Annotated in this window: 25 protein-coding genes and 2 pseudogenes; 4 read left to right on the forward strand and 23 right to left on the reverse strand. The window is 66.8% G+C overall.

Annotated elements, in window-relative coordinates:
* Nucleotides 1–67: 67 nt before the first annotated feature.
* From phoU to guaB, 4 genes and pseudogenes are all read right to left on the reverse strand, one after another.
* Nucleotides 68–727 carry a phosphate signaling complex protein PhoU gene (gene phoU / locus VJV41_RS16955; protein ID WP_325335727.1) on the reverse strand — a complete coding sequence of 220 codons (660 nt, stop codon included), beginning with the start codon at nt 725–727 and terminating at the stop codon, nt 68–70.
* A gap of 74 nt (nt 728–801) precedes the next feature.
* Nucleotides 802–2,536, reverse strand: a pseudogene (locus tag VJV41_RS16960) (FAD-dependent oxidoreductase).
* Nucleotides 2,537–2,677: 141 nt separating this feature from the next.
* A complete protein-coding gene (locus VJV41_RS16965; protein ID WP_325335766.1) occupies nt 2,678–3,805 on the reverse strand; it encodes a GuaB3 family IMP dehydrogenase-related protein in 1,128 nt (375 codons plus the stop codon).
* Nucleotides 3,806–3,856: 51 nt separating this feature from the next.
* Nucleotides 3,857–5,398, reverse strand: coding sequence for an IMP dehydrogenase (guaB, locus tag VJV41_RS16970; RefSeq protein ID WP_325335729.1), 1,542 nt, complete (start codon nt 5,396–5,398; stop codon nt 3,857–3,859).
* A 147-nt stretch (nt 5,399–5,545) separates the two neighbouring features.
* Between guaB and VJV41_RS16975 the strand changes: the two genes are divergently transcribed.
* Nucleotides 5,546–5,950, forward strand: coding sequence for a DUF5319 domain-containing protein (locus VJV41_RS16975; RefSeq protein ID WP_011768106.1), 405 nt, complete (start codon nt 5,546–5,548; stop codon nt 5,948–5,950).
* A gap of 12 nt (nt 5,951–5,962) precedes the next feature.
* Here VJV41_RS16975 and VJV41_RS16980 read toward each other — a convergent pair whose 3' ends face one another.
* From VJV41_RS16980 to VJV41_RS16990, 3 genes are all read right to left on the reverse strand, one after another.
* Complete coding sequence (locus VJV41_RS16980) at nt 5,963–7,132, reverse strand: anti-sigma-D factor RsdA (protein ID WP_325335731.1); 1,170 nt, start codon at nt 7,130–7,132, stop codon at nt 5,963–5,965.
* Nucleotides 7,125–7,703 carry a sigma-70 family RNA polymerase sigma factor gene (locus VJV41_RS16985; RefSeq protein ID WP_325335733.1) on the reverse strand — a complete coding sequence of 193 codons (579 nt, stop codon included), beginning with the start codon at nt 7,701–7,703 and terminating at the stop codon, nt 7,125–7,127. Before VJV41_RS16985 ends, VJV41_RS16980 begins: the two co-directional genes overlap by 8 nt.
* 90 nt (nt 7,704–7,793) lie before the next feature.
* Nucleotides 7,794–8,579, reverse strand: a complete 786-nt coding sequence (locus VJV41_RS16990; protein ID WP_325335735.1) for a hypothetical protein — start codon at nt 8,577–8,579, stop codon at nt 7,794–7,796.
* Between the two features lie 429 nt (nt 8,580–9,008).
* On the opposite strand from VJV41_RS16990, the gene VJV41_RS16995 reads away from it, so the two are divergent.
* Complete coding sequence (locus tag VJV41_RS16995; RefSeq protein ID WP_325335737.1) at nt 9,009–9,299, forward strand: WhiB family transcriptional regulator; 291 nt, start codon at nt 9,009–9,011, stop codon at nt 9,297–9,299.
* Between the two features lie 201 nt (nt 9,300–9,500).
* Here VJV41_RS16995 and VJV41_RS17000 read toward each other — a convergent pair whose 3' ends face one another.
* The 16 genes and pseudogenes from VJV41_RS17000 to glmS form a co-directional block, all read right to left on the reverse strand.
* Nucleotides 9,501–9,923 carry a threonine/serine exporter family protein gene (locus tag VJV41_RS17000; protein WP_325335768.1) on the reverse strand — a complete coding sequence of 141 codons (423 nt, stop codon included), beginning with the start codon at nt 9,921–9,923 and terminating at the stop codon, nt 9,501–9,503.
* A gap of 52 nt (nt 9,924–9,975) precedes the next feature.
* Nucleotides 9,976–10,446: a hypothetical protein gene (locus tag VJV41_RS17005; protein WP_325335739.1), complete on the reverse strand. Its 471-nt coding sequence runs from the start codon at nt 10,444–10,446 to the stop codon at nt 9,976–9,978.
* Nucleotides 10,447–10,589: 143 nt separating this feature from the next.
* Complete coding sequence (gene groL / locus VJV41_RS17010) at nt 10,590–12,224, reverse strand: chaperonin GroEL (RefSeq protein ID WP_325335741.1); 1,635 nt, start codon at nt 12,222–12,224, stop codon at nt 10,590–10,592.
* A 96-nt stretch (nt 12,225–12,320) separates the two neighbouring features.
* Nucleotides 12,321–12,623, reverse strand: a complete 303-nt coding sequence (gene groES, locus VJV41_RS17015; RefSeq protein ID WP_015305122.1) for a co-chaperone GroES — start codon at nt 12,621–12,623, stop codon at nt 12,321–12,323.
* A 181-nt stretch (nt 12,624–12,804) separates the two neighbouring features.
* On the reverse strand, nt 12,805–13,269 hold the full coding sequence (locus VJV41_RS17020; RefSeq protein WP_325335743.1) for a nuclear transport factor 2 family protein: 465 nt from the start codon (nt 13,267–13,269) through the stop codon (nt 12,805–12,807).
* Entirely contained in the window at nt 13,266–14,291 is a 1,026-nt protein-coding gene (gene tsaD, locus VJV41_RS17025; protein WP_325335745.1) for a tRNA (adenosine(37)-N6)-threonylcarbamoyltransferase complex transferase subunit TsaD, read from the reverse strand. Before tsaD ends, VJV41_RS17020 begins: the two co-directional genes overlap by 4 nt.
* On the reverse strand, nt 14,288–14,740 hold the full coding sequence (rimI, locus tag VJV41_RS17030) for a ribosomal protein S18-alanine N-acetyltransferase (RefSeq protein WP_325335747.1): 453 nt from the start codon (nt 14,738–14,740) through the stop codon (nt 14,288–14,290). The genes tsaD and rimI overlap by 4 nt, the downstream gene beginning before the upstream one ends.
* Nucleotides 14,737–15,339 carry a tRNA (adenosine(37)-N6)-threonylcarbamoyltransferase complex dimerization subunit type 1 TsaB gene (gene tsaB / locus VJV41_RS17035; RefSeq protein ID WP_414684982.1) on the reverse strand — a complete coding sequence of 201 codons (603 nt, stop codon included), beginning with the start codon at nt 15,337–15,339 and terminating at the stop codon, nt 14,737–14,739. Before tsaB ends, rimI begins: the two co-directional genes overlap by 4 nt.
* Nucleotides 15,327–15,791, reverse strand: coding sequence for a tRNA (adenosine(37)-N6)-threonylcarbamoyltransferase complex ATPase subunit type 1 TsaE (tsaE, locus tag VJV41_RS17040; protein ID WP_325335748.1), 465 nt, complete (start codon nt 15,789–15,791; stop codon nt 15,327–15,329). The genes tsaB and tsaE overlap by 13 nt, the downstream gene beginning before the upstream one ends.
* Entirely contained in the window at nt 15,784–16,869 is a 1,086-nt protein-coding gene (locus VJV41_RS17045; protein ID WP_325335750.1) for an alpha/beta hydrolase, read from the reverse strand. Before VJV41_RS17045 ends, tsaE begins: the two co-directional genes overlap by 8 nt.
* Before the next feature lie 32 nt (nt 16,870–16,901).
* Nucleotides 16,902–18,071 (reverse strand): alanine racemase, encoded by a 1,170-nt coding sequence (gene alr, locus VJV41_RS17050; RefSeq protein WP_325335773.1) that lies wholly within the window; start codon nt 18,069–18,071, stop codon nt 16,902–16,904.
* 46 nt (nt 18,072–18,117) lie between these two features.
* On the reverse strand, nt 18,118–19,512 hold the full coding sequence (locus VJV41_RS17055; RefSeq protein WP_325335752.1) for a glutamate decarboxylase: 1,395 nt from the start codon (nt 19,510–19,512) through the stop codon (nt 18,118–18,120).
* 12 nt (nt 19,513–19,524) lie between these two features.
* Nucleotides 19,525–20,946, reverse strand: a complete 1,422-nt coding sequence (locus VJV41_RS17060) for an NAD(P)H-hydrate dehydratase (RefSeq protein ID WP_325335754.1) — start codon at nt 20,944–20,946, stop codon at nt 19,525–19,527.
* Nucleotides 20,947–21,025: 79 nt separating this feature from the next.
* On the reverse strand, nt 21,026–21,400 hold the full coding sequence (locus tag VJV41_RS17065; protein WP_325335756.1) for a DUF1622 domain-containing protein: 375 nt from the start codon (nt 21,398–21,400) through the stop codon (nt 21,026–21,028).
* A gap of 74 nt (nt 21,401–21,474) precedes the next feature.
* Nucleotides 21,475–21,657: pseudogene (locus VJV41_RS17070) on the reverse strand (alpha/beta fold hydrolase); the annotation flags it as partial.
* Between the two features lie 14 nt (nt 21,658–21,671).
* Entirely contained in the window at nt 21,672–23,537 is a 1,866-nt protein-coding gene (glmS, locus tag VJV41_RS17075) for a glutamine--fructose-6-phosphate transaminase (isomerizing) (protein ID WP_325335758.1), read from the reverse strand.
* A gap of 55 nt (nt 23,538–23,592) precedes the next feature.
* Here glmS and VJV41_RS17080 point away from each other — a divergent pair, with 55 nt between their 5' ends.
* Together VJV41_RS17080 and VJV41_RS17085 are read left to right on the forward strand one after the other, a co-directional pair.
* The gene (locus VJV41_RS17080; RefSeq protein ID WP_325335760.1) at nt 23,593–24,438 is read left to right on the forward strand and encodes a hypothetical protein; all 846 of its coding nucleotides are present in this window, start codon (nt 23,593–23,595) and stop codon (nt 24,436–24,438) included.
* 45 nt (nt 24,439–24,483) lie between these two features.
* The coding region (locus VJV41_RS17085; protein WP_325335762.1) for an LLM class F420-dependent oxidoreductase at nt 24,484–25,096 on the forward strand (613 nt) is incomplete at its 3' end.

Below are 25,096 nucleotides of genomic sequence, written 5' to 3' on the forward strand. Positions count from 1 at the left end.
AATGTTTCGTCGGAGGCGAGTTTCACGAACACGATGCTGATGGCCATGCACTGCCGTGCAACAGGTTCTAGGCCATCTGTTTGTTCAGCGGTAGGCCGCCGGTCGCCTCGAATACCACCCGGCGTCCGATCTCGACGGCGTGGTCGGCGAATCGTTCGTAGAAGCGGCCCAGCAGCGCGACGTCGACCGCCGAGCAGACGCTGTCCTGCCATTTTCGATCGATCAGCAGGGTGAATAGATGCTGGTGCTCGGCGTCGACGGCGTCGTCTTGATCACGCAGCCGTGCGGCCTTGTCGGGGTTGCGAGACAGCAGCACTTCCTGCGCGGACCGGGCCAATTGGACTGCCTTATGACCCATTTCGGCGAAGCTTGCGCGAACCTCATCCGGCAACGCGCAGTCAGGATGCCGTAGCCGGGCGATGCTGGCGACGTGCACGGCCAGCGCGCCCATCCGCTCGATATCCGCGCCGATATGGATGGAGCCGACGATCGTTCGCAAATCGCTCGCCACCGGTTGTTGCAAAGCCAGCAATTTGAGCGCGTTCCCCTCAGCCCGCCGGCTCATCGAGGCGATGTGTTCATGGTCGGCGATGACTTGTTCGGCCACGGAGAGGTCGCGTTCCAACAGGGCGTGCGTTGCGTGCTCCATCGCATCCGCCGCCAGACCGCACATTTCGCCCATCTGCGTGCTCAGTGCTGCCAACTGCTCGTGATACTGGGTCCGCATTGCATATCCTCCGCGCGCTTCAACACCCGACGGCAACTCGGCCGACAATTTCAGGTACCCGAATTGACGGGATTCTAACCAGCCGAACTGACCGGCTCGATCGGCAGCCGCCGCAGCGCGGCGGGTGCATCAGCGGGCACAACGGGATGGTCGGGCGGGATCGGTGTCAGCCGCTTGTAGGCCTCGCCCTGGGCCGGCCGCAGATCGTCCTGGCCCTTGTTGGGCCACAGCGACGCCGCGCGCTCGGCCTGGGCGGTGATCGAAAGCGACGGGTTTACACCGAGATTCGCCGAGACCGCCGCGCCATCCATCACCGAAAGGGTGGGATACCCGTACACCCGCTGGTACGGGTCGATCACGCCGCTCTGCGGGCTGTCGCCGATTGCAGCACCGCCAAGGAAATGCGCGGTGAGCGGGATGTTGAACAGCTCTCCCCACGTGCCGCCGGCCACCCCGTCGATCTTCTCGGCGATGCGGCGAGTGACCTCGTTGCCGACCGGGATCCACGTCGGGTTCGGCTGGCCATGTCCTTGCTTGCTGGTCATCCGCCGGAATCCGAGCTTGGTTCGCTCGGTGAACGTCGTGATCGAGTTGTCCAGATGCTGCATCACCAGCGCGATCACCGTGCGCTCGCTCCACTGCCTGACGTTGAGCATCCGCAATGTGCCGCGCGGGCTTTCGGCGGCGTTACGGAAGAACTGCTTCCACCGAGGAACGTCGGAGCCCTCCGGGCCGCCGCCGTCGGTCATCAGTGTCTGCAACAGCCCCATGGCATTCGAGCCCTTGCCGTAGCGGACCGGTTCGATGTGGGTATCCGGCGTGGGGTGGATCGACGACGTGATCGCGACGCCATGCGTGAGGTCCAGATCGGGCGAGACTTCGAACCGTCCAGCGCCGACGATCGATTCCGAGTTGGTTCGCGTCAGCACGCCGAGCTTGTCCGACAGCTTGGGCAGCTTTCCCTTGTCGCGCATCTTGAACAGCAGCTTCTGGGTGCCCCACGTGCCGGCGGCCAGCACGACGTGTGAGGCGGTATAGGTGCGCCGCTTGCGGGGCACCAAGCCGGTCCTCGCGGTGCGCACCTTCCACAGTCCGTCGGGCCGCTGCTCGAAGCCAGTGACGGTGGTCATCGGAATGACGTCTGCCCCAGCCTTTTCCGCCAACCCGAGATAATTCTTGACCAATGTGTTCTTGGCGCCGTAACGGCATCCCGTCATGCAGGAGCCGCATTCGATGCACCCGGTGCGCGCGGGGCCCGCGCCACCGAAATACGGATCGGGCACCGTCTTGCCTGGGGCCTTGGTGCCGTCGGGACCGAAAGAACACCCCGACGGGCGTCGGCACGAACGTGTCTCCGACGCCGATTTCGTCGGCGACTTCTTTGACTATGCGGTCGGCATCGGTGAACGTCGGATTCTTGACCACACCGAGCATCCGCTGCGCCTGGTCGTAGTGCGGCATCAGCTCGGCGCGCCAGTCGGTGATGTGCGACCACTGCCCGTCGGCGAAGAAAGGCTCCGGCGGCACGTACAGGGTGTTGGCGTAGTTGAGCGATCCGCCGCCGACACCGGCGCCCGCCAAAATCATCACGTTGCGCAGCAAGTGGATCCGCTGAATGCCGTACATCCCGAGTTTCGGCGCCCACAAGAACTTGCGCAGATTCCACGAGGTCTTGGCGAAGTCTTCGTCGTTGAATCGCCGGCCCGCCTCGAGCACGCCGACGCGGTAGCCCTTCTCGGTGAGCCGCAGCGCGGTGACACTTCCCCCGAACCCCGAACCGATGATCAAGACGTCATAGTCAGGTTTCATCCGACCAGTATGACCTTACCAACGGGTAACTTCTAGACAGGCGAGCCTAATTTGTAAAGCAGACTTGTTCGGCGAACAGACGCAAAACTGCCCCGAATCCGCCGAATTTAGGCAGTTTTGCGTCTGTTCGGCCGACGTAACTCAGCTGCCGACGGTCAGGCCGACTTTCTGGAATTCCTTCAGGTCGCAGTAACCGGCCTTGGCCATCGACCGGCGCAGACCGCCGACCAGGTTGAGCGAGCCGAACGGGTCGTCCGACGGGCCGGTCAGCACCTGCCGCAGCGACGGCCGCTCACCCAGCGCTATCTGCAGCAATGCGCCGCGCGGCAGCGACGGGTGCGCCGCGGCGGCGGGCCAGAACCAGCCGTCGCCCAGCGCCTCCGCGGCAGTCGCCAGCGGCGTGCCGAGCACCACCGCGTCCGCGCCGCAGGCGATGGCCTTGGCCAGGTCACCGGAGGTGTGGATGTCGCCGTCGGCCAGGACATGCACGTAGCGTCCACCGGTTTCGTCGAGATATTCGCGCCGGGCCGCCGCGGCGTCGGCGATCGCGGTGGCCATCGGCACGCTGATGCCGAGCACCTCGTCACTGGTCGTGACGCCGGACGTGGACCCGTAGCCGACGATGACACCGGCCGCTCCGGTTCGCATCAGATGCAGCGCGGTGCGGTGGTCGAGCACGCCGCCGGCCACCACCGGGATGTCCAGCTCGGAGATGAAGGTCTTCAGGTTGAGCGGCTCGCCGTCCTGCGCGACGCGCTCGGCGGAGATGATCGTGCCCTGGATGACCAGCAGATCGATGCCCGCCGCGACCAGCGACGGCGTCAGTGCCTGCGCGTTCTGCGGGCTGACCCGCACAGCCGTCGTCACCCCGGCGTCGCGGATTCGGGACACTGCGGCCCCGAGCAGATCGGGGTCCAGCGGCGCCGAATGCAGATGCTGCAACAACCGGATCGCCGCCGACGGTTCCGGCTCCTTCTCGGCAGCCTCGACGACCTGGGCGATCTTGGCCTCCACGTCGGCGTGCCTGCCGATCAGCCCCTCGCCGTTGAGCACGCCCAGGCCGCCGAGCCGGCCCAGCTCGATCGCGAACTCCACCGACACCAGCGCGTCCGTCGGATGCGACAGCACCGGGATCTCGAACCGGTAGGCGTCCAATTGCCAGGCCGTCGACACGTCCTGCGACGACCGGGTACGCCGCGACGGCACGATGTTGATGTCGTCGAGTTCGTAAGTGCGACGGGCGGTTCTGCCCATGCCGATTTCGACCATGTCTCGCATTCGGAACCCCTCTGTGCCTTTGCTTCCTCGCGCGAGCGCTCGTCAGCGGGTGTAGTAGTTCGGCGCCTCGACGGTCATGGTGATGTCGTGTGGATGGCTTTCTTTCAAGCCCGCCGCGGTGATCTGCACGAACTGCGCCTGCTGCAGTTGCTCGATGGTGGCTGCACCGGTGTAGCCCATCGCCGCGCGCAGCCCGCCGGTGAGCTGATGGATGACCGTCGAGAGCGGACCACGGAAGGGCACCCGTCCCTCGATACCCTCCGGCACCAACTTGTCCTCGCTCAACGCATCGTCTTGGAAGTAGCGGTCTTTGGAGTAGCTCTTGGCGCCCGAGCGGCCCTGCATCGCGCCCAGCGAACCCATGCCGCGGTAGCTCTTGAACTGCTTGCCGTTGACGAAGATCAGGTCCCCCGGCGACTCGGCGGTGCCGGCCAGCAGCGAGCCCAGCATGGCCGTCGATGCTCCGGCCGCCAGCGCCTTGGCGATGTCCCCGGAGTACTGCAATCCGCCGTCAGCGATGACCGGCACGCCCGCGGGTGCACAGGCGGCCACGGCCTCCAGAATCGCGGTGATCTGCGGAGCGCCCACGCCCGCGACCACGCGCGTCGTGCAGATCGAACCGGGGCCGACACCGACCTTGACCGCATCGGCGCCGGCCTGCACCAGAGCGGACGCCGCGGCGCGGGTGGCCACATTTCCGCCGATCACCTCGACGCGGTCGCCCACCACGGTCTTGAGTCTGTGCACCATGTCGAGCACCAGCCTGTTGTGGGCATGCGCAGTGTCGACGATCATCACGTCGACGCCGGCGTCCACCAACGTCATCGCCCGCGTCCACGAATCGTCGCCGACACCGACGGCCGCGCCGACCAGCAGCCGGCCGTCACTGTCCTTGGTGGACAGCGGGAACTGCTCGGTCTTGACGAAGTCCTTGACGGTGATGAGTCCGGTCAGCTTGCCGTGGCCGTCGACGATCGGCAGTTTCTCAATCTTGTAGCGGCGCAACAGACCTAGCGCCGCTTCGGCCGAAACACCCGCTTGTGCAGTGATCAACGGCGCCTTGGTCATCACCTCGGAGACCGGCTTGGACTGGTCGACCTCGAACCGCATATCGCGGTTGGTGATGATGCCGACCAGCTCGCCGGTGTCGTCGACGACGGGCAGCCCGGAAATCCGGAAGCGGGCGCACATCGCGTCGACCTCGGCCAGCGTGTTGTCCGGCGAGCAGGTCACCGGATCGGTGACCATGCCGGCCTCGGAACGTTTGACCGTCTCGACCTGGCCGGCCTGTTCGGCGGCGGGAAGGTTGCGGTGTAACACGCCCATCCCGCCGGCGCGTGCCATCGCGATGGCCATCCGCGACTCCGTCACCGTGTCCATCGCCGAGCTGACCAACGGCACCTTCAGCCGGATCCTGCGGGTGAGCTGACTCGAGGTATCTGCTGTGGCGGGCACCACATCGGAGGCGGCCGGCAGAAGCAGCACGTCGTCGAAAGTGAGCCCGAGCATCGCAATCTTGGTCGGATCATCGCCGCCGGTGGGCACCGGTACGGCGATGGGGATGCTGCTTTCAGCGATCGACATGGGCGGGGCCTTCCATCGGCAGAGCTAGATACCTATCTTATCGGCACTGACGTCGCTGCTTTGGATACGGCGCTGCGTTGCGGATACCCAGGTCGGGACCGGCTCAACGGCTGGCGCGATCCCCGTACGGCTGCGTAATGTGGAGTCGTGCGTGATCACCTGCCACCAGGTTTGCCGCCCGATCCGTTCGCCGATGACCCGTGCGACCCATCGGCGGCCCTTGACGCCCTCGAGCCGGGCCAACCGCTGGACCCGCAGGAGCGGACCGCGGTCGAGGCCGATCTCGCCGATCTCGCCGTATACGAAGCGTTGTTGGCGCACAAAGGAATTCGCGGCCTGGTGGTGTGCTGCGACGAATGCCAGCAGGACCACTACCACGACTGGGACATGCTGCGCGCCAACCTATTGCAGCTGCTGGTCGACGGCACCGTGCGGCCGCACGAGCCCGCCTACGATCCGGAACCCGACGCCTACGTGACCTGGGATTACTGCCGGGGCTACGCGGACGCCTCGCTCAACGAGGCGACGTCGGACTCCGACGGATATCGCTGACGGCTTAAGCCGTCATTCACCTCTCCCGCCCGCTTTGGGCGGTGCGATGACGAACGTCGTTGTCGTGATCGGGATGTTCGCCGACGGCGGAGCTTCCGTCACAGGGCTTTCGGGACCATGCGACTTCGGCGCCTCGACCGCCGGCGACTGCGACTTCGGCGCTTCGACAACGGACGTCGGCGGCGCGACGACCTCGGCACCGCCACCCGCAACCGGAGGTGGCGGGGTCGTCGTCGTGGTGATCACACGCGTAGTGGTGGCAACCGTCGTGGTCGTTGTCACCGGTGCAGTCGTCGTTGTCACCGGTGGAGTCGTCGTGGTGACCGGCGGCGGCGTTGTCGTCGTCACTGGCGGTGTCGTCGTCACCGGCGGTGTCGTGGTGACGGGCGGCGGAGGCTCTACCACCGACGAGCTGGTGGTCGTAGCAGAAGACGTGCCGGTGTCAGACGACGGCGGCGACGTGCTCGTCGAGGTCTCCGAAGAGGATGTGGCCGTGGACGTGGATGTCGTCGTCGACGTGGACGACCCCGGCTCGACTACCGCCGGCTCTGGCATCGCCGGAGGCGGAACCCCCGGCGGCAGCGTCGCATTCGCATCCTTGGCGTCGACCTTGACCGTCAGCTGCTGCCATTGGTCGACCAATTCCTGTTTGCTCTCAACGTCATTGACAGTTGCGACCGTGGTGGTAAGGGTCTGCAGCTTGTCTTGCGCCGCGTCCCACTGGCCGGTGTCGATCAGCTGCTGCACCTCGGCCAGCTGCTGCGAGGCAAGGGCAACAGCATCGGTACGCGTGGTCTGCTGCTCACCGAACAGTGCGGTGCGCAAGCCGTACAGCGAGTCGCCCGGCCCGGCGCCGGCGACGACCGCTCCGAAACCGCCGATGCACAACACCGCTGCGGCAAGGGAACCCACCACCGCCATCGACGTGCGGGTGCGCTTGCGCGACTCGACAGCGCGCCGCAGCGTGATCGCCGCGTCGCGAGGCGTCACCGGCGCCATCAACGGTGGATCGCGCAACTCGTCGCGCCATCCGGCGAACAGCTGCGCGAGCTCGGCCTCGCCGGGATCGGTCGAATACACCGGCTCCTTGTACGCCAGCGAGTCGAGGAACCGATCCGTGCGGTGAATGTCGTTGAGCGACGGATCGCCCCCGTTGGAAGTCCAGCGTCCGAAATCAGGCATAGTCGTGTCCCGTCGCGATGATTTCGGCCTTCAGCCGGGCAAGCGCACGATGCTGCGCGACGCGGACAGCACCCGGGGTGCTGCCGACCGCTTCGGCGGTCTCTTCGGCGCTCATGCCGACGACCACGCGCAGGATCAGAATCTCGCGCTGCTTTTCGGGTAGGACAGCCAGCAGCTTGTTCATCCGCGCCGACGCTTCGGTGTCGAGGGCCATTTGCTCGGGACCGGCGTCCAGCGAGAACCGCTCCGGGATGACATCCGTCGGGTCGGCGCGGTTCCTGCCGGCGGCGCGATGCGCGTCAGCAACCTTGTGTGCAGCTATGCCGTATACGAAGGCCAGGAACGGTCGTCCCTGATCCTTGTAGCGCGGCAGCGCCGTGATGGCGGCCAAGCACACCTCCTGTGCAACGTCATCTGCTGAAAGACCGCTTCGCTCGGTCGCCCCGACCCTTGCCCGGCAGTACCGAACAACGATCGGGCGAATGGTCTCCAGCACCTCCCGGAGCGCGTCCCGGTTGCCCGCCACAGCCTCAGCAACGACAGCATCGAGACGTTCTCCCGAATTTGTCATCGTGGGCGATCTCTCCAGCGTTACGAACCGGACATATTCCGGTAGGGGTGGCTCAGCTAAACAATAACTTTCAGGATGGGACCAACCGGCTCACCGCAGCGCCCACACGCCGCCCCGTGACCGTACTGTGTCGGCGGACTCGTCGCGGATACCGACGACCACCTCGGCCGAGTGTGTGGCGCTGCCGATATCGGCCAGCAGGCAGGCCAACGCCCAGCGCAGTGGAATCATTCCGTGACGTTCGGAGGCCCGCAGAGCGTCATCGGCGACGTGTCGAGACCGCTCGACGTCACCGGCGCTGCACAACGCGGCGGCCAGGATGACGTCGGATTTCACCGCGTGGCGCACCGAGCCCAGGCTGGCGGCCAGATCGACGGCTCGCTGGGCGTGCCCGACGGCGCTCGCGCCGTCGCCCCGCGCCATCGCCAATTCTGAAGACACCCACGCCAGCCGTACAGGCAGCCGTGCGGGGGCGGAATCCGTCAGAAGCTCACCCACACGGTCGAGCGCCCTCGCCGATGCCGCGAACCGGCCCACGCCGAGCGCGTCGGCGGCCAAACCGATGAGCGCATCCGCGCACGCCTCGACGTCGGATCCGGCGCACGCCAGTGCCCGGCCGTCCCAACTGCGTGCGCGGTCATGCCAGCCGAGCTGGCGAAGGAACGACGCACGCGTGCTGTGTGCCAGCGACAGCACCGAGCCGCCGCCGCGCTGCAGCCGGAGCACGCCGGCTACGTCGGCAAGGGCGCTGCCGTAGCGGCCCTGGCCGCCAGCGACGACAGCGCGCAACCACAGTTCGTGCGGCGTCGACGCCGGGGGAAGTGGCCAGCGTTGCGGATCGTCCCCGAACGCGGCGTTTGACAGTACGCTGCTCATCGGGTCGCGACGCTATCAATTCGTCTCGCAAATACCGAGACCGGCGGACCCGCTTTGCGCACGGGGGGCCAAATCCGTTCTCGTTAACAGTTTGTGCTGTCAGTGTTACTGCGATGTCAACGGCCTATTGAGCGCGGGAAAAGATTCGCGCGACACAGCTCGAGGCGAGCAGCGAAAACACAAGTCGTGATCGGTCGGCCCGCGTTTCGTTACCACCAATCTCGTTGCCGGCGAGGCGCAACGATGAACGTGATGTAAATTCTCGGCCTGCGGTTATGTGGTTGAGCACATGCGCGGGCTATTGACGGAATTTCTACAGCCCCCCTACCTTGTGTGCACGAGTAGTCATCGGCGACATGTGCTCGGATCGGTTCCACAACTCACGCACTCGCTCGTGCGCGAAAAGAGTGTGTAGAGAGGGGTTTTCCAATGCCACAGCCGCAGCAGCTACCCGGCCCCAACGCCGACATCTGGGATTGGCAGATGTCGGGCCTGTGCCGGGGTGTCGATTCGTCGATGTTCTTCCATCCTGACGGTGAGCGCGGCCGTGCCCGCGCCCAGCGTGAGTTGCGCGCCAAGGAGATGTGCCGTCGCTGCCCAGTGGTCGCCCAGTGCCGCTCTCACGCGCTGGCCGTCGGCGAGCCCTACGGCATCTGGGGCGGCCTGAGTGAGTCCGAGCGCGAGCTGTTGCTCAAGCGGGGTATCCGCCGCACCGCTTGATGTCCGAGACGCGGCTACGGCGACGAACCTGAAGCCGGCGCCTTCGAACTTTCCACGAACTCCATTCGCCCAGGGTCACGCCGGCCGCGAGGGCGGTGCCGATCGCAAATGCACCCAACACCGAAGCGAACCCGACGGCGTGCTGGTCGTTGAGAATGGCGATCGACACAACAAGGGGCGGCGCGAGATTGCGGCGTTCCATCAGCCGGCCGAACCAATCCGATCGGCACCGCCGCGACGAACGACGCCACAACGGCACCCAAACCCGCGCCCTGTGCGACAAGAAACGCGATGGTGCCTGCGGCACCACCGAACGCCGCAGCCATCGCCGCGGACCGTTCGGCATAGCAGGCCAGGGCATAGGCCGCGGCGCTTGCCGCGCCGAATGCAACACGTCAGGCAGCTCGGCCAGCGCGGGCGGCGCATTTGCGCTGATGGCGACGAACGGCGCACCGAAGCGGTTGGCGAGTGCAGTACCAAGGCCACACCCGCGATCGTCGCGCCCGTCATCATGACCAACTCGAAGAACCGGCCCGCAGCGGTGACCGGAGCACCGGTGATGACGTCGCAGACCGAACCGACCAGCGAAAGGCCTGCGAGAAGTACAACGAGGCCGGTCGCGATCGCTACCCAGTGCCTCTGGTGTTTCGCTCACATCGTCAGAGCCGAGCCCGGTTCATCCCAACTCGTAATTCTCGCGTGAGACGCGGAAGTAGTGCCCGGTGGCGGTGTCGGTGCACGTCACGCCGGACAGCTCACTGTCGCAGCTGATCGCACCGCGCGAGAAGGTCTGGCCGTAGCCGAGTGTCTTCACGCCCGGCGTATTGAACTTGCTGGCTCCCTCGTAGCAACCGAGGTTCGCTGGTTTGGCCTGACTGACGTAGAACTCCAGGCCTCCGAAACTGAAGTCGCACGCTCTGCCGTAGGGGCCGCTTGTGGATGCCGGTGCCACCCAGGTGTGTTCCCGGACTTCGCAATTCGCACCTGAGTTATCGGCGTACACACTGCAGACGATATTTCCCGACGGACTCACGAACTCGTGGTCGGCGGGTAACTCGCCACCTCCGCCGCAGGCGTTCGCGATGGCCGCAAGGGGCAGCGCGGCGGCGGTTGCAATCGAGAGCGCCGCGATCATTTTGATCTTCATGATTAGTCCTCTCCGGGGTCGGTCGGGCCGTGATGGCCTGTAGCCCGAAGAGTGGAGTGGACGTCTTGGCGGATTCTCAAGTGATTCTTGGAACTGAAACACCCCCCGGCTCCTTGAACCGGGGGGTGTTTTCCGTCTAGCTCCTAGTGCGAGTGGCCGTGACCATGGCCGTGGCCGTGGCTGTGGCCGTGGTCTTCTTCCTCGGCCGGCTTCTCCACCACCGCGGTCTCGGTGGTGAGGATCATCCGGGCCACCGAGGCGGCATTCAGCACCGCCGAACGGGTCACCTTGACGGGGTCGACGACGCCGTCGGCGGCCAGATCGCCGTAGGACAGCGTGGCGGCGTTGAAGCCCTGCCCGTCGGGCAGCTCGGCCACCGTGTTCACCACCACGGAGCCGTCTAGCCCGGCGTTGGTGGCGATCCAGTACAGCGGGGCCGACAGCGCAGAGCTGAACACCTCGACACCGAGCGCCTCGTCACCGGTCAGCTCGCCGCGCAGCTTGTCCAGCGCCTTGCGAGCACGCACCAGTGCCGAACCGCCGCCGGCGATGATGCCCTCCTCGACAGCGGCCTTGGCCGCCGCGACCGCATCCTCGACGCTTTCCTTGCGCTCCTTGAGCGCTGTCTCAGTGGCCGCGCCGACCTTGATCACGGCGACGCCGCCGGACAGCTTGGCCAGCCGCTCCTCGAGCTTCTCGCGGTCCCAGTCCGAATCGGTGGTCTCGATCTCGGCACGAAGCTGCTTGGCGCGCGCGTCGATGTCCTCCTTGGTGCCACCGCCGTCGACGATGACCGTGCTGTCCTTGTCCACGACGACGCGCCGAGCGGAGCCGAGCACGTCGAGGCCGACCTCACGCAGCAACAAGCCGACGTCCGGGTTGACGACCTGACCGCCGGTCACGATGGCGAGGTCGTCAAGGAACGCCTTGCGACGGTCACCGAAGAACGGCGCCTTGACCGCGACGGCCTTCAGCGTCTTGCGGATCGAGTTGACCACCAACGTCGAAAGCGCTTCGCCCTCAACATCTTCGGCGACGATCAGCAGCGGCTTGCCGCTCTCGGCGACCTTCTCCAGCAGCGGCAGCAGGTCGGGCAGCGAGCTGATCTTCTCGCGGTGCAGCAGCACCAACGCGTCCTCGAACACCGCTTCCTGGGCGTCGAAGTCGGTGATGAAGTACGCCGAGATGAAGCCCTTGTCGAAGCCGACGCCGTCGGTGATCTCCAGCTCCGTGTTCAGCGTGGACGACTCTTCGACGGATACGACGCCGTCGTGGCCCACCTTGGTCATCGCCTCGCCGACGAGCTCACCGATCTGCTCGTCGCGGGAGGAAACGGTGGCGACCTGTGCGATGCCCTTCTTGTCGGAGACCGGCGTGGCCGAGGCCAGCAACGCCTCGGACACCGCGTCGGCGGCCTTGGAGATGCCCGCGCCCAGCGCGATCGGGTTGGCGCCGGCAGCGACGTTGCGCAGGCCGGCCTTGACGAGCGCCTGCGCCAGCACGGTCGCGGTCGTGGTGCCGTCACCGGCGACGTCGTTGGTCTTGGTGGCCACCGACTTCACCAGCTGAGCGCCGAGGTTTTCGAACGGGTCTTCCAGATCGATCTCGCGTGCGATGGTCACACCGTCGTTGGTCACCGTCGGGCCGCCGAACGCTTTGGCCAGCACCACGTGACGGCCGCGTGGGCCGAGCGTCACGCGCACTGCGTCGGCGAGCTTGTTTACGCCGGATTCCATTGCCCGGCGCGCAGTTTCGTCGAATTCAATGAGTTTGCTCAATGTCTTTCCTTTATGGAATGCAATTCCCTAGATACGCATACCGCCCCGGACATCGCCCGAGGTTACGGGGATCTCCGGGGCGGAATACGTGTGTGCTTACTTGTTGACGACTGCCAGCACGTCGCGGGCCGACAGGATCAGGTACTCCTCGCCGTTGTACTTGATCTCGGTGCCGCCGTACTTGCTGTAGATGACGACGTCGCCCTCAGACACGTCCAGCGGAATCCGCTTCTCGCCGTCCTCATCCCAGCGGCCGGGGCCGACTGCGACGACGGTGCCTTCCTGCGGCTTCTCCTTGGCGGTGTCGGGGATGACCAGACCGGATGCGGTCGTGGTCTCGGCCTCGTTGGCCTGTACGAGGATCTTGTCCTCGAGTGGCTTGATGTTCACGCTCGCCACGATGGAGCCCTCCACTTAGTTCGGGTGTCGATCCGGGGCGGATCCCCGGATGCGGGAGTTACAGGTTTCGGCATGCGTCCGTGCCCTCGCGCCGTCGTCGCGGGTGCCGGAGCAGGGGTTGGGCGCCTGCCACCTAGCACTCTATACATGAGAGTGCTAGCACTCAAGGTCGCCCCACTGCCTACCGATCGAACTCTCTCGGGTCGAACATCAGGTGCGCCGAAATGTCCCCGATCATCTCCACGTCGACCTGCCGTGCAGTGAAGTACCAGCCGGCGGGCCCATCTCCTGGGTCGCAGCTGAAGGCATCGAAATAACGGCCGACCACGATGGGCTGCAGCGGCAGCGTCTCGGTGGCCTGTACGACGCAGAACGTGGACCTGGCGGTGGCCGTGCGGTCGGTGACGTCGACGATCGGGTTGAGGACCAGGTGCCGGGTGCGCGGCGTGCCGGTCTGCGGGTAGCGCCGCGTCGTCATCGCGAACAGCTTGGCGATGGCCTCGGCGCCCGATGTGGACGGCGACCGTGTGCCTGCGAAGGTGGCGCGGGCGAGCAGTTGGCCCACGCCGTCGAAGTCGCCGGCGTCGATGAGCTCGGCGTAGCGGTATAGCAGCTCGGTAACGGCCAACCGGTCCTCGACGGTCACGCCACCTGTCCTTGTACGACGGGGAGGCCGGGGTCGCTGGCGGCGTCCAGCGGTGACGGCGCAGCGCCCGCGGCGATCAGATGTGCGGCGAACGAGGCGATCATCGCGCCATTGTCAGTGCACAGCCGAGGGCGCGGGATCCGCAGCGTCAGGCCATTCGCCGCGCAGCGTTCCTCGGCCAGTTCGCGCAGCCGAGAGTTGGCGGCCACGCCACCGGCGATCAGCAGCGTCTTGACGTTCAGTTCGGTGGCGGCGCGGATGGCTTTGCGCGTCAGCACATCGGCCACGGCCTCCTGAAAACCCGCCGCCACGTCGGCCTGTGGCGCCTCGGGATGGCTTTCTATGTATCTGGCGACGGCGGTCTTCAGCCCGGAGAAGCTGAACGCGTAGGGGTCGTCGCGGGGCCCGGTCATGCCGCGCGGGAAGACGATTGCAGCGGGATCCCCCTCGCGGGCGAGGTCGTCGAGCACCTTGCCGCCGGGATAGCCGAGGCCCAGCAGCCGCGCAACCTTGTCGTAGGCCTCGCCGGCGGCGTCGTCGACAGTGCTGCCGAGTTCGACGATCGGCTCACCCAACGACCGCACGTGCAGCAGGCTGGTGTGCCCGCCCGACACCAGTAGGCCAACGCTCTCGGGCAGCGGGCCATGGTCGTAGACGTCGGCGGCAAGATGACCGCCCAGATGATTGACCGCGTAGAACGGCACCTGCCATGCGGCCGAATACGCTTTGGCCGCAGCCACTCCCACCAACAATGCACCCGCAAGACCTGGGCCGATGGTCGCGGCGACGATATCGGGCGTGTCCACGTTGGCGGCCTGCAGCGCACGGCGCATCGTCGGGCCCAACGCCTCCAGGTGTGCGCGCGACGCGATCTCGGGAACCACACCGCCGAACCGGGCGTGCTCGTCGACGCTGGAGGCTACCTCGTCGGCTAGCAGTGTCACCGTGCCGTCGTCGTCGAGCCTAGCGATGCCGACACCTGTTTCGTCGCAGGAACTTTCGATGGCGAGTATGATCGTCATGCCGGATCCCGTCTCATGGTGTACGCGTCGGCACCGCTGGCGCGGTAATACCGCCGGCGCAGCCCCATCCGGACGAAGCCCACGCTCTCATATAGGTTGATGGCGGACTCGTTGTCGGTGCGGACTTCAAGGAAAACCGTTCCCCCATTGCCAAATTCGAGTAGGGCCGCCAGCAGTTGCCTCCCGATACCCTGGCCTTGGTAGTCAGGGTCGACGCCGATGGTGTGGATCTCGTATTCGTAGGGCCGTTTTCGCCCGAGCCGTGCGATGCCGCCGTAGCCGACGAGTTTGTCGTCGGCGCGCGCGGCGACGTAGTGGTTGTGCTTGGCCTCCAGTTCGGCGGCGAAAGCGCGTGCGGGCCACGGGTCGTCGCCGTCGAACAGCTGCTTTTCCAGTTCCGCGCACCGCGCGGCGTCGGCGCGGGTCAGCGGGCCGTACACCACCGTCATCGGGTGACCACCCGCGGCTTGGCGTCGGGACGCCGCAGATACAGCGGCACCAACGGTGCCGGCTCGGCTGTCCAATCCGCTACGGCGCGGACCAGGCCGGCCGCCGTCGGGAAGGTCGGCGGGTGCTCCAAGACCTCGGCCGCGCCCGGCACATCCGCAGGTGCGTTCACGGCAGGCCCCTCGACGCGGACGCCGTCGCGGTAGCGCGCCCAGTACACCTCGCGGCGACGCGCGTCGGTGACCACCAGAATTTCGGAGGCAGTGGCTGCACTTTCTATGCCGATCGCGTCGAGGCTGCACACGCCGTGAACGGGGATGCCGAGCGCGTGGCCGTAGGCGGCCGCAGTGGCCATGCCGACGCGCAGACCGGTGAAAGGCCCTGGGCCGCAACCGACGACGACGGCATCGACGTCGTCGACGGTCAGTCCGGCGTCGGCGAGGGCGGCCACGACGTTGGGGGTGAGCTGCTCGGCGTGCGCCCGGGCGTCGACGGTGACGCGTTCGGCGAGCACCTCGACGCCCTCGAGCCTGACGATGCCTGCGGTGACCGCGGGCGTCGCGGTGTCGATAGCCAGGATCGTGCTCACTATCGGCTCCACTGCCACATCGCGGTGCGCACTTCGCTGTCGTGCCCGCGTTCGAGTCGGATGTCGAGGTGACTGTCGGAAAGCCGTTCGGCCAGTCCTTCACCCCACTCCACGACGACGACCGCATCGTCGAGATCGGTGTCGAGGTCCAACGAATCGAGCTCGCCGAGCAGATCGACAGACCCGTGGTCGAGCAGTCGGTACAAGTCGACGTGGACCATCGCGGGCGAATCCGGGCGGCGGGCACGGTGTAGCCGTGCCAGCACGAAGCTTGGCGAGATCACCGGACCTTCGACATCCATCGCTTCGGCGATTCCCTTGGCCAACACGGTCTTTCCCGCGCCGAGTGGGCCGGACAGCACGACGACGTCGCCAGCCCGCAGTTCCTTGCCCAGTTGTGCGCCTAGCGCGATCGTGTCTTCGGTGGTCGGCAGTTCCGCAGTCCCGGCACGGTGCTCAGCCATAGTTGCGCACCCGATCCCGCACGCGACGCGTCAGGGCGACGAGTTTGGACGGCGTGGCCCGCTCGACCAGCCGCACCAGCGCGTCGTCGATGACCTCAGGGGTTTCGAGCTGCACCAGATGCCCTGCGCCGCCGACAATCACCAGCTCTGACTTCGGCAGCGCGGCGGCCATGTGCTGCGAGTACTCCATCGGCGTGAGCAGGTCGCGGTCACCACACGCGATCAGAGTGGGAACCTTCGCCAGCGTGGGCAGCGCCGCCGTCTCGTCGTGCACCTCGAGTGCATGCAGGAACTCAACCAACGTGGCGATGGGCGTGTCGTGCATCATCTTTTCGGAGAACGCCACGACGCTCGGACTGATCTTCTCGCCGCCATAGGATGCCGCCCGCAGGATCGGCCCGATCACCGACTTGGCGGCGCCGCGAGTGCGGTGCACGGTCTTGGGGGCGTAGCGGACGGCGAATCGAACGGCCTCCAGCGCCGGGTTCTTCAGGATCTCGCCCAGCGGAGACCGCGAAACCCCTTCGGCGGCAGAGGCGATGATCGCCGCGCCGACGATGCGGGTCGGATAGCGCTGCGGGAATTGCCGCGCGTGCGACAGCACGGTCATACCACCCATCGAATGCCCGACCAATACGACCGGGCCGCGGGGTGCCATCACGGCGAGCACGGTTTCGAGGTCCTGACCCAGCTGTGTGACGGTGTACGAGTCCGGTGATGCCTCACCCGATTGGCCGTGGCCGCGTTGGTCGTAGAAGACCATGCGGACCTGTGGGCCCCACTGCTCGGCGAGCCGGGCCCGCTGAAAGTGGAAGGCGCCCATGCGAAGACAGAAGCCGTGCGCGAAGACGACGGTGATACGTGCGTCCGCCGGACCGGCCTCGCGCACAGCTAGGTCGACGCCGTCCGGCGTCGTCACCACATAGCCGCGGTCGGCGTCGAGGAGTTCGAAGTCCTCGTCCGCGTAGGGGTCGTCGGTGGTGACGCGCCGGCGCATCGACCGGGCGGCGGAGACGCCCGCCGCCGTGCCGACAGCGCTCAGCCCGGCCGCTCCTGCCAGCCACCGCGCGTTGGACATCCGACTGCGCCGTTGCCTGGTTTCGTGATCGCTCAACGACTTTGGCCCGTCGCCGCTCCACGGTACGTTCTGGTGACCCGGCCGCGCGGGCTGGTGACGACTTCGTAGTTGATCGTGTCGAGCAACTCAGCCCAATCCTGTGCCGTGGGCTCACCCTGGCTGCCAGGACCGAACAGGATCGCGTCGTCACCCTCGGTGACGTCGGCCGGCCCGGGGCCGAGGTCGACGACGAACTGGTCCATGCAGATCCGGCCCACGCTGCGGCGACGCCGCCCGTTGATCAGCACGTCGATTCGGCCGCTCAACGTGCGGAACACTCCGTCGGCGTAACCGATCGGCAGCAACGCCAGGTTGGTGTCGCGTTCGGCGACCCACGTGTGCCCATAGGACACGCCGGCGCCGGCGCGAACCGAGCGAACAAGGGCCACAGGGCATTTCAATGTCATCGCGGGCCGTAGTCCCATGTCGCCGCGCTCCGGGATGGGAGTCTGCCCGTAGACCGCGATGCCGGGGCGGACCATGTCGTAGGCCAGGTCCGGGCGGGTCATCGCGGCCGGCGAGTTGCACAGGTGCGCCACCTCGAAACTCACACCCTGATCACGCGCCTGCGCGAGCATGTCGGTCAGGCGTTGGGACTGTAGGTCGTTGAAGGGATTCTCGGGGTCGTCGCCGTGCACCAGGTGCGACATGATGCCGCGCAGCCGAACCGCACCGTCGGCCTGCGCGCGGCGCAACACCGCGAGGACCTCGGGATACTCGGCGGCACTCACCCCGTTGCGGTTCAGCCCGGTGTCGACCTTGACGGTGACCATCGCGGTGCGGCTCGTGCGCCCGGCCGCGTCGAGCACGTCGCCGAGTTGGCGCACCGACGACACCGCCACCTCGACGTCCTCCTGCACCGCAGGGGCGAAGTCAGTGCCCGGGGAATGCAGCCACGCCAGCACGGGACTGCGGATGCCGTCGTGGCGCAGGGCGAGCGCCTCGTCGACGGTGGCGACGCCGAGTTCGGCGGCTCCGGCGGCCAGCGCGGCCCGCGCGACGGGTGTGGCGCCGTGGCCATAGCCGTCGGCCTTGACCACGGCCATCACCTGCGCGGAGCCGGCGAGCTCGCGCAGCAGCCGCACATTGTGAGCGATGGCGTCGAGATCCACCACCGCCTCGGCGGTCGCGGTGGGGGTCAACGAAAGCTCGGTCGTCTGCATGGTCATGTCGATTGTCCCAGAACCGGCCGAGACGGCGGTGGGCCGTCTAGTGGGCGAACGGCTGCAGCTGGTCGAAGTGGCCGCCCGGCTTGAGCTCGTCGAGGTGAGCCAACACGGTGATCGTGTCTTCGTGTAGCGCCCTGGCCAGGTCGGCGGAGAAACCTTCGCGCACCACGATGCGCAGCATGGTGATGTCGCTCGCGTTGTCCGGCATGGTGTAAGCGGGCACCTGCCAGCCGTAGGAGCGCAATGCATGTGACACGTCGAATTCGGTGTAGCCGAAATCACCGGCGAGCCGATAGCTGACGACCGGAATGGCCGAGCCGTCGGCGACCACCTCGAAATGCTGGCTGTCGCGCAACTGGTCGCCGAGCCAGCGCGCCGTCGTCGACAGGCAGCCCATCACTTGCGCATAGCCTTCGCGGCCCAGGCGCAGGAAGTTGTAGTACTGGCCGACCACTTGATTGCCCGGCCGGGAGAAGTTCAGCGTGAAGGTCGGCATGTCGCCGCCGAGGTAGTTGACGCGGAAGACCAGATCGTCGGGCAGGTGCTCGGGGCTGCGCCACACCACGAAGCCGATGCCCGGATACGTCAGGCCGTACTTGTGGCCACTGACGTTGATCGACACCACACGCGGCAACCGGAAATCCCACACCAGATCGGGATGCAGGAACGGCACGACGAAGCCGCCGCTGGCCGCGTCGACGTGCACGGGAATGTCCAATCCCCCACCGGCGGCCAGTTTGTCCAACGCAGCGCAGATCTCGCCGATCGGCTCGAGCTCACCGGTGAACGTGGTGCCCAGGATCGCGACGACGCCGATGGTGTCCTCGTCGATGTTCTCCAGCACCTGCTCCGGCGTGATGACGTAGCGGCCCTTCTCCATCGGCAGATACCGCGGCTCGACGTCGAAATAGCGGCAGAATTTCTCCCAGACCACCTGCACGTTCGAGCCCATCACCAGATTCGGGGTGCGGCCCTTCCAAGCATCCTTTTTCCCGGGCGCAACCCGATCACGCCACCGCCACTTCAGCGCCAACCCCGCCAGCATCACCGCTTCGCTCGATCCGATCGTCGACACGCCGGTGGCGCTCGACGGGTCGTCGTCGCGAAGGTCCTCGGCGTGGAACAGATCGGCGACCATGCAGACGCAGCGCTGCTCGATCGCGGCGGTGGCCGGATATTCGTCCTTGTCAATCATGTTCTTGTCGAACGTCTCGGCCATCAGCGTCTCGGCCTGCGGGTCCATCCATGTCGTGACGAAAGTCGCCAGGTTCAGCCGGCTGCTGCCGTCGAGCATCAGCTCGTCGTGGATGAAGCGGTATGCGGCGTCGGGATCCATCGCCTCGTCCGGCAGCCGCAGGGAGGGCACCGGCGCCATCGCCAGCCGCCCGGTGTAGGCCGGCGTGATCTGCGAGGCGTGAGTGGGCTTGCGCGGCATGGAAATACCTTTCTATAGGGAAGCGATGGCGGTACGAACGTGGGCGAGGATGCGCGACGCCGACGTCGGCGCCGGACGCGGCCCGGGATCGGCGGCCGACAGGTTGGCTGCGCGCGCGTGCACAAAGGCGGCCGCGGCGGCGGCCTCAGCGGCGGGCAGACCGGCGGCCAGCAGCGCGCCGATGATGCCGGACAACACGTCGCCCGATCCGGCGGTGGCAGCCCATGATTGGCCGGCGGGATTGAGATAGACGGGCCCGCCGGGTTCGGCGATGACGGTGATGCTGCCTTTTAGCAGCACGATGACGCCGAGGTGGTCGGCCAGTTTGCGGGTCGCGGCGACGCGGTCGTCACCGGGTGGCGATCCCGCGAGTCGCTCGAATTCGCCCGCATGCGGCGTCAGTACTGTCGGCGCCTTGCGGTTCACGACGAGGTCGGGATGCGCGGCCAGGATGGTCAATGCGTCGGCGTCGACGATGACTGGCAGGTCGGTCTCCAGCGCGAACCACAGCGCACTCGCACCGGCCTCGTCGGTGCCGAGGCCCGGACCCACCGCCCACGCTTGCACGCGGCCCGACGCCTGAGGGCTCTGCGCGGCTATGACTTCGGGCCAATGTGAAAGCACTTGCTGCCCAGCGGTTCCCGCGTAACGAACCATGCCGGACGTGGCGGCCACCGCGGCGCCGCTGCACAGAACGGCCGCACCGGGGTATGTCGCGGAGCCGGCCAGAATGCCGGTGACGCCCTGCGTGTACTTGTCGTCCCTCGGCCCGGGCTTCGGCCAGCGCGCGGCAACGTCGGCGGCGTCGAATGCGCGCATGTCGGTCTGCGGCAAGTCCAGTCCGATGTCGATCAGCTCGACGCGGCCGCATTCGCCCAGCGCGTGAACGGGTTTGAGGCCCCCGAAGGTCACCGTCAAGGCGGCATGAACGTGCGGGCCGTCGGCCGCGCCGGTCTGCACGTCGATGCCGCTGGGGATGTCGACGGCCACGACGGGGATCCGGGCCTCGTCGACGGCGGCGAACACCTCGGCCGCATTGGGCCGCAACGAACCGGAGCCGGAGATGCCGACGACGCCGTCGATGACCAGATCGGTTGAGGGCGGCACGGTTTGCACGACCCTGCCGCCGGCGCGAGTGAAGGCGGCCAGGGCGGCCTTGTGGGTGCGTTCGAGATTGAGCAGAACGGCTGCCGCAATTGCACCGCGGCGACGCAGGAAGGTGGCGGCCCACAGCGCGTCGCCGCCGTTGTCACCGGAGCCCACCACCGCACAGATCTTGCGGCCCGAGATGCCGCCGGTGCGCAGAACGAGTTCGCGAGCAATCGCGGTGGCCAATCCGAACGCCGCCCGGCGCATCAGTCCGCCTTCGGGCAGGCTCGCGAGCAGCGGCGCTTCGGCTTCGCGAATCTCATCGGCGGTGTAGTAGTGCCGCATCAGCCCCCGTCCCGCTCGATCAAGCCCCGCGCTCCTTTACGTTACGTGGTCTCGCTGGGGGGAAGTCAGAGTTTCGGCGCTACTCCGCCGCCTGCGTGGGCTTGTCGGCGGCCGCAACCGAGCGCTGCTGCCAAGGCCACGCGCCGGTCATCTCCAACTGCAGAGAAAAGCTGAGGAAGGTCCGGATCAACACAATGCCACCCAGCACCGCGACGCTCTCAGCGGTCGGTGTGACCGCGACCGTGCGGATGATGTCTGCGGCCACCAAGAATTCGAGGCCGAGAAGTATCGCGCGGCCAAGCCGCCGCCGGAAAAAATCGTAGGCACCCCCGTCCTCATGACGGATCCTGCCAACCGTCATGAACAGGGCGAGTACCGCACCGCCTGCGATAACCGCGACACCGACGCCATCGATCGCCCTGCCGGTTCCCTCGATGATCTCGACGAAGGACACGGCGCCATCGTGTCACCGACGCCTCGGCTAGTACGACGACACGCCGGTGCTCGCCCCGTCGACCTCATCCCACAACTGTTGACCGCCGTCCAGCCGCCGATCGACACACCCAACAGGTGCGCGCGGTTCAGCCCGAGGCCGGCCAGTGTTTCGTCAAGCCATTGCCCCTCATCGTGTGGACCGGTGATCGGCTTGTGCTGCACGGACATCCCCGCCTCGCCGAGCAGGTCGATGCCGATCACGGTGCGGTGCCCGAGCTTGCGGCCCGGCACTACTCGACGGTGACCGACTTGGCCAGGTTGCGCGGCTTGTCCACGTCGTATCCGCGGGCCTGCGCGACGCCGGCGGCGAACACCTGCAGCGGAATCGTCGACAGCAACGGCTGGAAAAGCGTTGACACTGCAGGTATTTCGATCAAGTGGTCGGCGTAGGGCCGCACGGTGTCGTCGCCTTCCTCGGCGATGACGATGGTGACCGCACCGCGGGCCTGGATCTCACGAATGTTCGACAGCAGCTTGGCGTGCAGCGTCGGCGAGTTCTTCGGCGACGGCATCACCACGATCACCGGCAGATCGTCCTCGATCAGCGCGATCGGGCCGTGCTTGAGCTCACCGGCGGCGAACCCCTCGGCGTGCATGTACGCCAATTCCTTGAGCTTCAAAGCGCCTTCGAGCGCCACCGGGTAGCCGACATGGCGGCCGATGAACAGCACGGTCTGCGACTGTGCAAACCGGCGCGCCAGCGCCGAGACCGGCTCGACGGTGTCGAGCACGCGCGCAACCAAGTCGGGCATCGCTTCCAGATCGCGGTACTCGCGCTGCACCTCGTCGGGATACTTGGTGCCGCGGGCCTGTGCAAGGGCAAGTCCGACAAGGTAATTCGCGGCAATCTGCGCCAAGAATGTCTTGGTCGACGCGACGCCGATCTCCGGCCCGGCACGGGTGTAGAGCACCGCATCGCATTCCCGCGGAATCTGCGAACCGTTCGTATTGCAGATGGCCAGCACCTTGGCCTTCTGCTCCTTGGCGTGCCGGACCGCCTCCAGCGTGTCGGCGGTCTCGCCGGACTGCGAGATGGCGACGACGAGCGTGTGGCGGTCCAGCACCGCGTCGCGGTAACGGAACTCGCTGGCCAGCTCGACCTCGACGGGCAGCCTCGTCCAGTGTTCGATCGCGTACTTGGCCAGCAGCCCAGAGTGATACGCGGTGCCGCAGGCCACCACGAACACCTTGTCGATCTCGCGCAGTTCCTGGTCACTCAAACGCTGCTCGTCGAGCACGATTCGGCCGTCGACAAAGTGGCCGAGCAGGGTGTCGGAGACCGCAGCGGGCTGCTCGGCGATCTCCTTGAGCATGAAGTACTCGTAGCCGCCCTTTTCGGCGGCGGACAGATCCCAGTCGATGTGGAACTCGCGGAAGTCGACGTCGGTGTTGCCGTGGAAGTCGCTGATCCGATAGCCGTCGGCGGTGATCACCACCGCCTGGTCCTGACCCAGCTCGATGGCGTCGCGGGTGTGCTCGATGAACGCGGCCACGTCGGAGCCGACGAACATCTCCCCCTGGCCGACACCGACGACAAGCGGCGTGGACCGTCGGGCCGCAACGATCGTGCCGGGCTCGTCGGCATTGGCGAAGACCAGGGTGAAGTGGCCCTCGAGCCGGCGCAGCACCGCCAAGACGGAGGCGGTGAAGTCACCAGCGGCCTCACCGTGGCTGTACTCGCGCGCGACCAGGTGGACCGCGACCTCGGTGTCGGTGTCGCTGGCGAACTCCACCCCGACGGCCTCGAGTTCGTGCTTCAGAGCGGCATAGTTCTCGATGATCCCGTTGTGGACGACGGCGAGCTTGCCGGAGGGGTCGCGATGCGGATGCGCGTTGCGGTCGGTGGGCCGGCCGTGAGTGGCCCAGCGTGTGTGGCCCAACCCGGCGCTCCCGGCCAGGCTGCCGCCATCCGTCTCGGCAATCGCCGCCTCCAGATTGGCCAGCCGACCGGCGCGACGGCGCACCGTCAGGCCGCCTCGACCGTCGAGCAGCGCGACACCGGAGGAGTCGTATCCGCGGTACTCCATGCGGCGCAGCGCGTCGACCACGATGTCGCAGGCAGGGCGCTGCCCGACGTAGCCGACGATTCCGCACATAGCCATTCAGGGTAGTGCAAGAGCCGCGAAACCCCTGCTGCGCTACGGTCTGATCGTGGCCAGCACGAAGAAGCTCTTCAACGCGTTGACGCGCCGCGGCCCCCACCGAGTTTTGCGTGGTGACCTGGCCTTTGCCGGATTACCCGGCGTCGTCTACACCCCCGAATCGGGGACGAACCTTCCAGGGGTTGCGTTTGGTCACGATTGGCTTGCGGGAGCATTCCGGTATCACGGCACGCTCGAGCATCTGGCCTCGTGGGGAATCGTCGCGGCAGCGCCCGACACCGAGACGAGCGTGGCGCCGTCGGTGCTCAATCTGGCGTTCGATTTGGGCACGACGCTCGACATCATCGCCGGCGTGCGGCTGGGGCCGGGCATGATCAGCGTGCATCCGACGAAGCTCGGAGTCGTCGGGCATGGTTTCGGTGGATCGGCGGCCGTATTCGCGGCGGCGGGCATGCCGGCCAAGCCGAAGGCCGTCATCGCCGCGTTTCCCACGGTGACCAAGCCGGCCGCCGAGGAGCCGGCGGTGTCGCTGCAGGCTTCGGGCCTGATACTGGCCGATCCTGGCGATCCGATGTCGCTGCGGTCCAATGCCGTGGAGTTGGCGCGGGTATGGAAGACCGCCACCCTGCGCACGGTCAACAAAGTGAAGGCGGGCGGGTTGATCGAAGGACGGCGACTGGCCCGCGTGGTCGGTCTGCCCGGCGCCGACCGCGACACCCAGAAGATCGTGCGGGCGCTGATGACGGGGTATCTGCTGCACACGCTGGCCGGAGACAAGGCCTACCGGGATTTCGCCGATCCCGAAGTCGACCTGCCGAAGGCCCCCGTGATGGATCCTTTCGCCGACGATCCTGTCGACCTGGAGAACAAGGTCGTCGCGCTTCTGAAGCCCTGAGTCGGCCAACCAACCGGTTGGGTGTATACATCAACTGTGTCTTCTATGCGTACCGGGATTTTTCTGAACTACGCCGGGGGCTTCCTCGAGGCCGTCGACGAGGTCGTCGAACTGGAGAAGCTCGGCGTCGACATCGCGCTGGTAGCCGAGGCGTATTCGTATGACGCGATCAGCCAGCTGGGCTTCTTGGCGGCGAGGACATCGCGAATCGAGCTGGGCTCAGGCGTGGTGCCGATCTTCATCCGCACTCCCTCGCTGCTGGCGATGACCGCGGCCGGGCTCGATTACGTCTCCGACGGCCGGTTCCGACTGGGCATCGGTACGTCGGGCCCGCAGGTAATGGAGGGGTTTCACGGCGTCCCGTTCGACGCGCCGCTCGGCCGTACCCGGGAAGTGGTCGAGATATGCCGGCAGGTGTGGCGGCGCGAGCGGGTGACCTACGACGGGAAGTACTACCAGATCCCGCTGCCGCCTGAGGCGGGCACCGGTCTGGGCAAGCCCCTGCAGCTGATCAATCACCCTGTCCGGGAACGCATTCCGATCACGATCGCGGCGCTTGGACCGAAGAACGTCGAGCTGACCGCCGAGATCGCGGAGGGTTGGCAGCCGGTGTTCTTCTATCCGGAGAAGGCCGACGACGTGTGGGGCGAGTCGCTCA

Source organism: Mycobacterium sp., from assembly GCF_035274705.1.
GTDB lineage: Bacteria > Actinomycetota > Actinomycetes > Mycobacteriales > Mycobacteriaceae > Mycobacterium.

Bases quoted from the DNA above. Each gene is read 5' to 3' on its own strand.
- phoU (WP_325335727.1), bottom strand. From the start codon at position 727: ATGCGGACCCAGTATCACGAGCAGTTGGCAGCACTGAGCACGCAGATG.
- VJV41_RS16965 (WP_325335766.1), bottom strand. From the start codon at position 3,805: ATGGTCGAAATCGGCATGGGCAGAACCGCCCGTCGCACTTACGAACTC.
- guaB (WP_325335729.1), bottom strand. From the start codon at position 5,398: ATGTCGATCGCTGAAAGCAGCATCCCCATCGCCGTACCGGTGCCCACC.
- VJV41_RS16980 (WP_325335731.1), bottom strand. From the start codon at position 7,132: ATGCCTGATTTCGGACGCTGGACTTCCAACGGGGGCGATCCGTCGCTC.
- VJV41_RS16985 (WP_325335733.1), bottom strand. From the start codon at position 7,703: ATGACAAATTCGGGAGAACGTCTCGATGCTGTCGTTGCTGAGGCTGTG.
- VJV41_RS16990 (WP_325335735.1), bottom strand. From the start codon at position 8,579: ATGAGCAGCGTACTGTCAAACGCCGCGTTCGGGGACGATCCGCAACGC.
- VJV41_RS16995 (WP_325335737.1), top strand. From the start codon at position 9,009: ATGCCACAGCCGCAGCAGCTACCCGGCCCCAACGCCGACATCTGGGAT.
- VJV41_RS17005 (WP_325335739.1), bottom strand. From the start codon at position 10,446: ATGAAGATCAAAATGATCGCGGCGCTCTCGATTGCAACCGCCGCCGCG.
- tsaD (WP_325335745.1), bottom strand. From the start codon at position 14,291: ATGACGATCATACTCGCCATCGAAAGTTCCTGCGACGAAACAGGTGTC.
- rimI (WP_325335747.1), bottom strand. From the start codon at position 14,740: ATGACGGTGGTGTACGGCCCGCTGACCCGCGCCGACGCCGCGCGGTGC.
- tsaE (WP_325335748.1), bottom strand. From the start codon at position 15,791: ATGGCTGAGCACCGTGCCGGGACTGCGGAACTGCCGACCACCGAAGAC.
- VJV41_RS17045 (WP_325335750.1), bottom strand. From the start codon at position 16,869: ATGTCCAACGCGCGGTGGCTGGCAGGAGCGGCCGGGCTGAGCGCTGTC.
- alr (WP_325335773.1), bottom strand. From the start codon at position 18,071: ATGCAGACGACCGAGCTTTCGTTGACCCCCACCGCGACCGCCGAGGCG.
- VJV41_RS17055 (WP_325335752.1), bottom strand. From the start codon at position 19,512: ATGCCGCGCAAGCCCACTCACGCCTCGCAGATCACGCCGGCCTACACC.
- VJV41_RS17060 (WP_325335754.1), bottom strand. From the start codon at position 20,946: ATGCGGCACTACTACACCGCCGATGAGATTCGCGAAGCCGAAGCGCCG.
- glmS (WP_325335758.1), bottom strand. From the start codon at position 23,537: ATGTGCGGAATCGTCGGCTACGTCGGGCAGCGCCCTGCCTGCGACATC.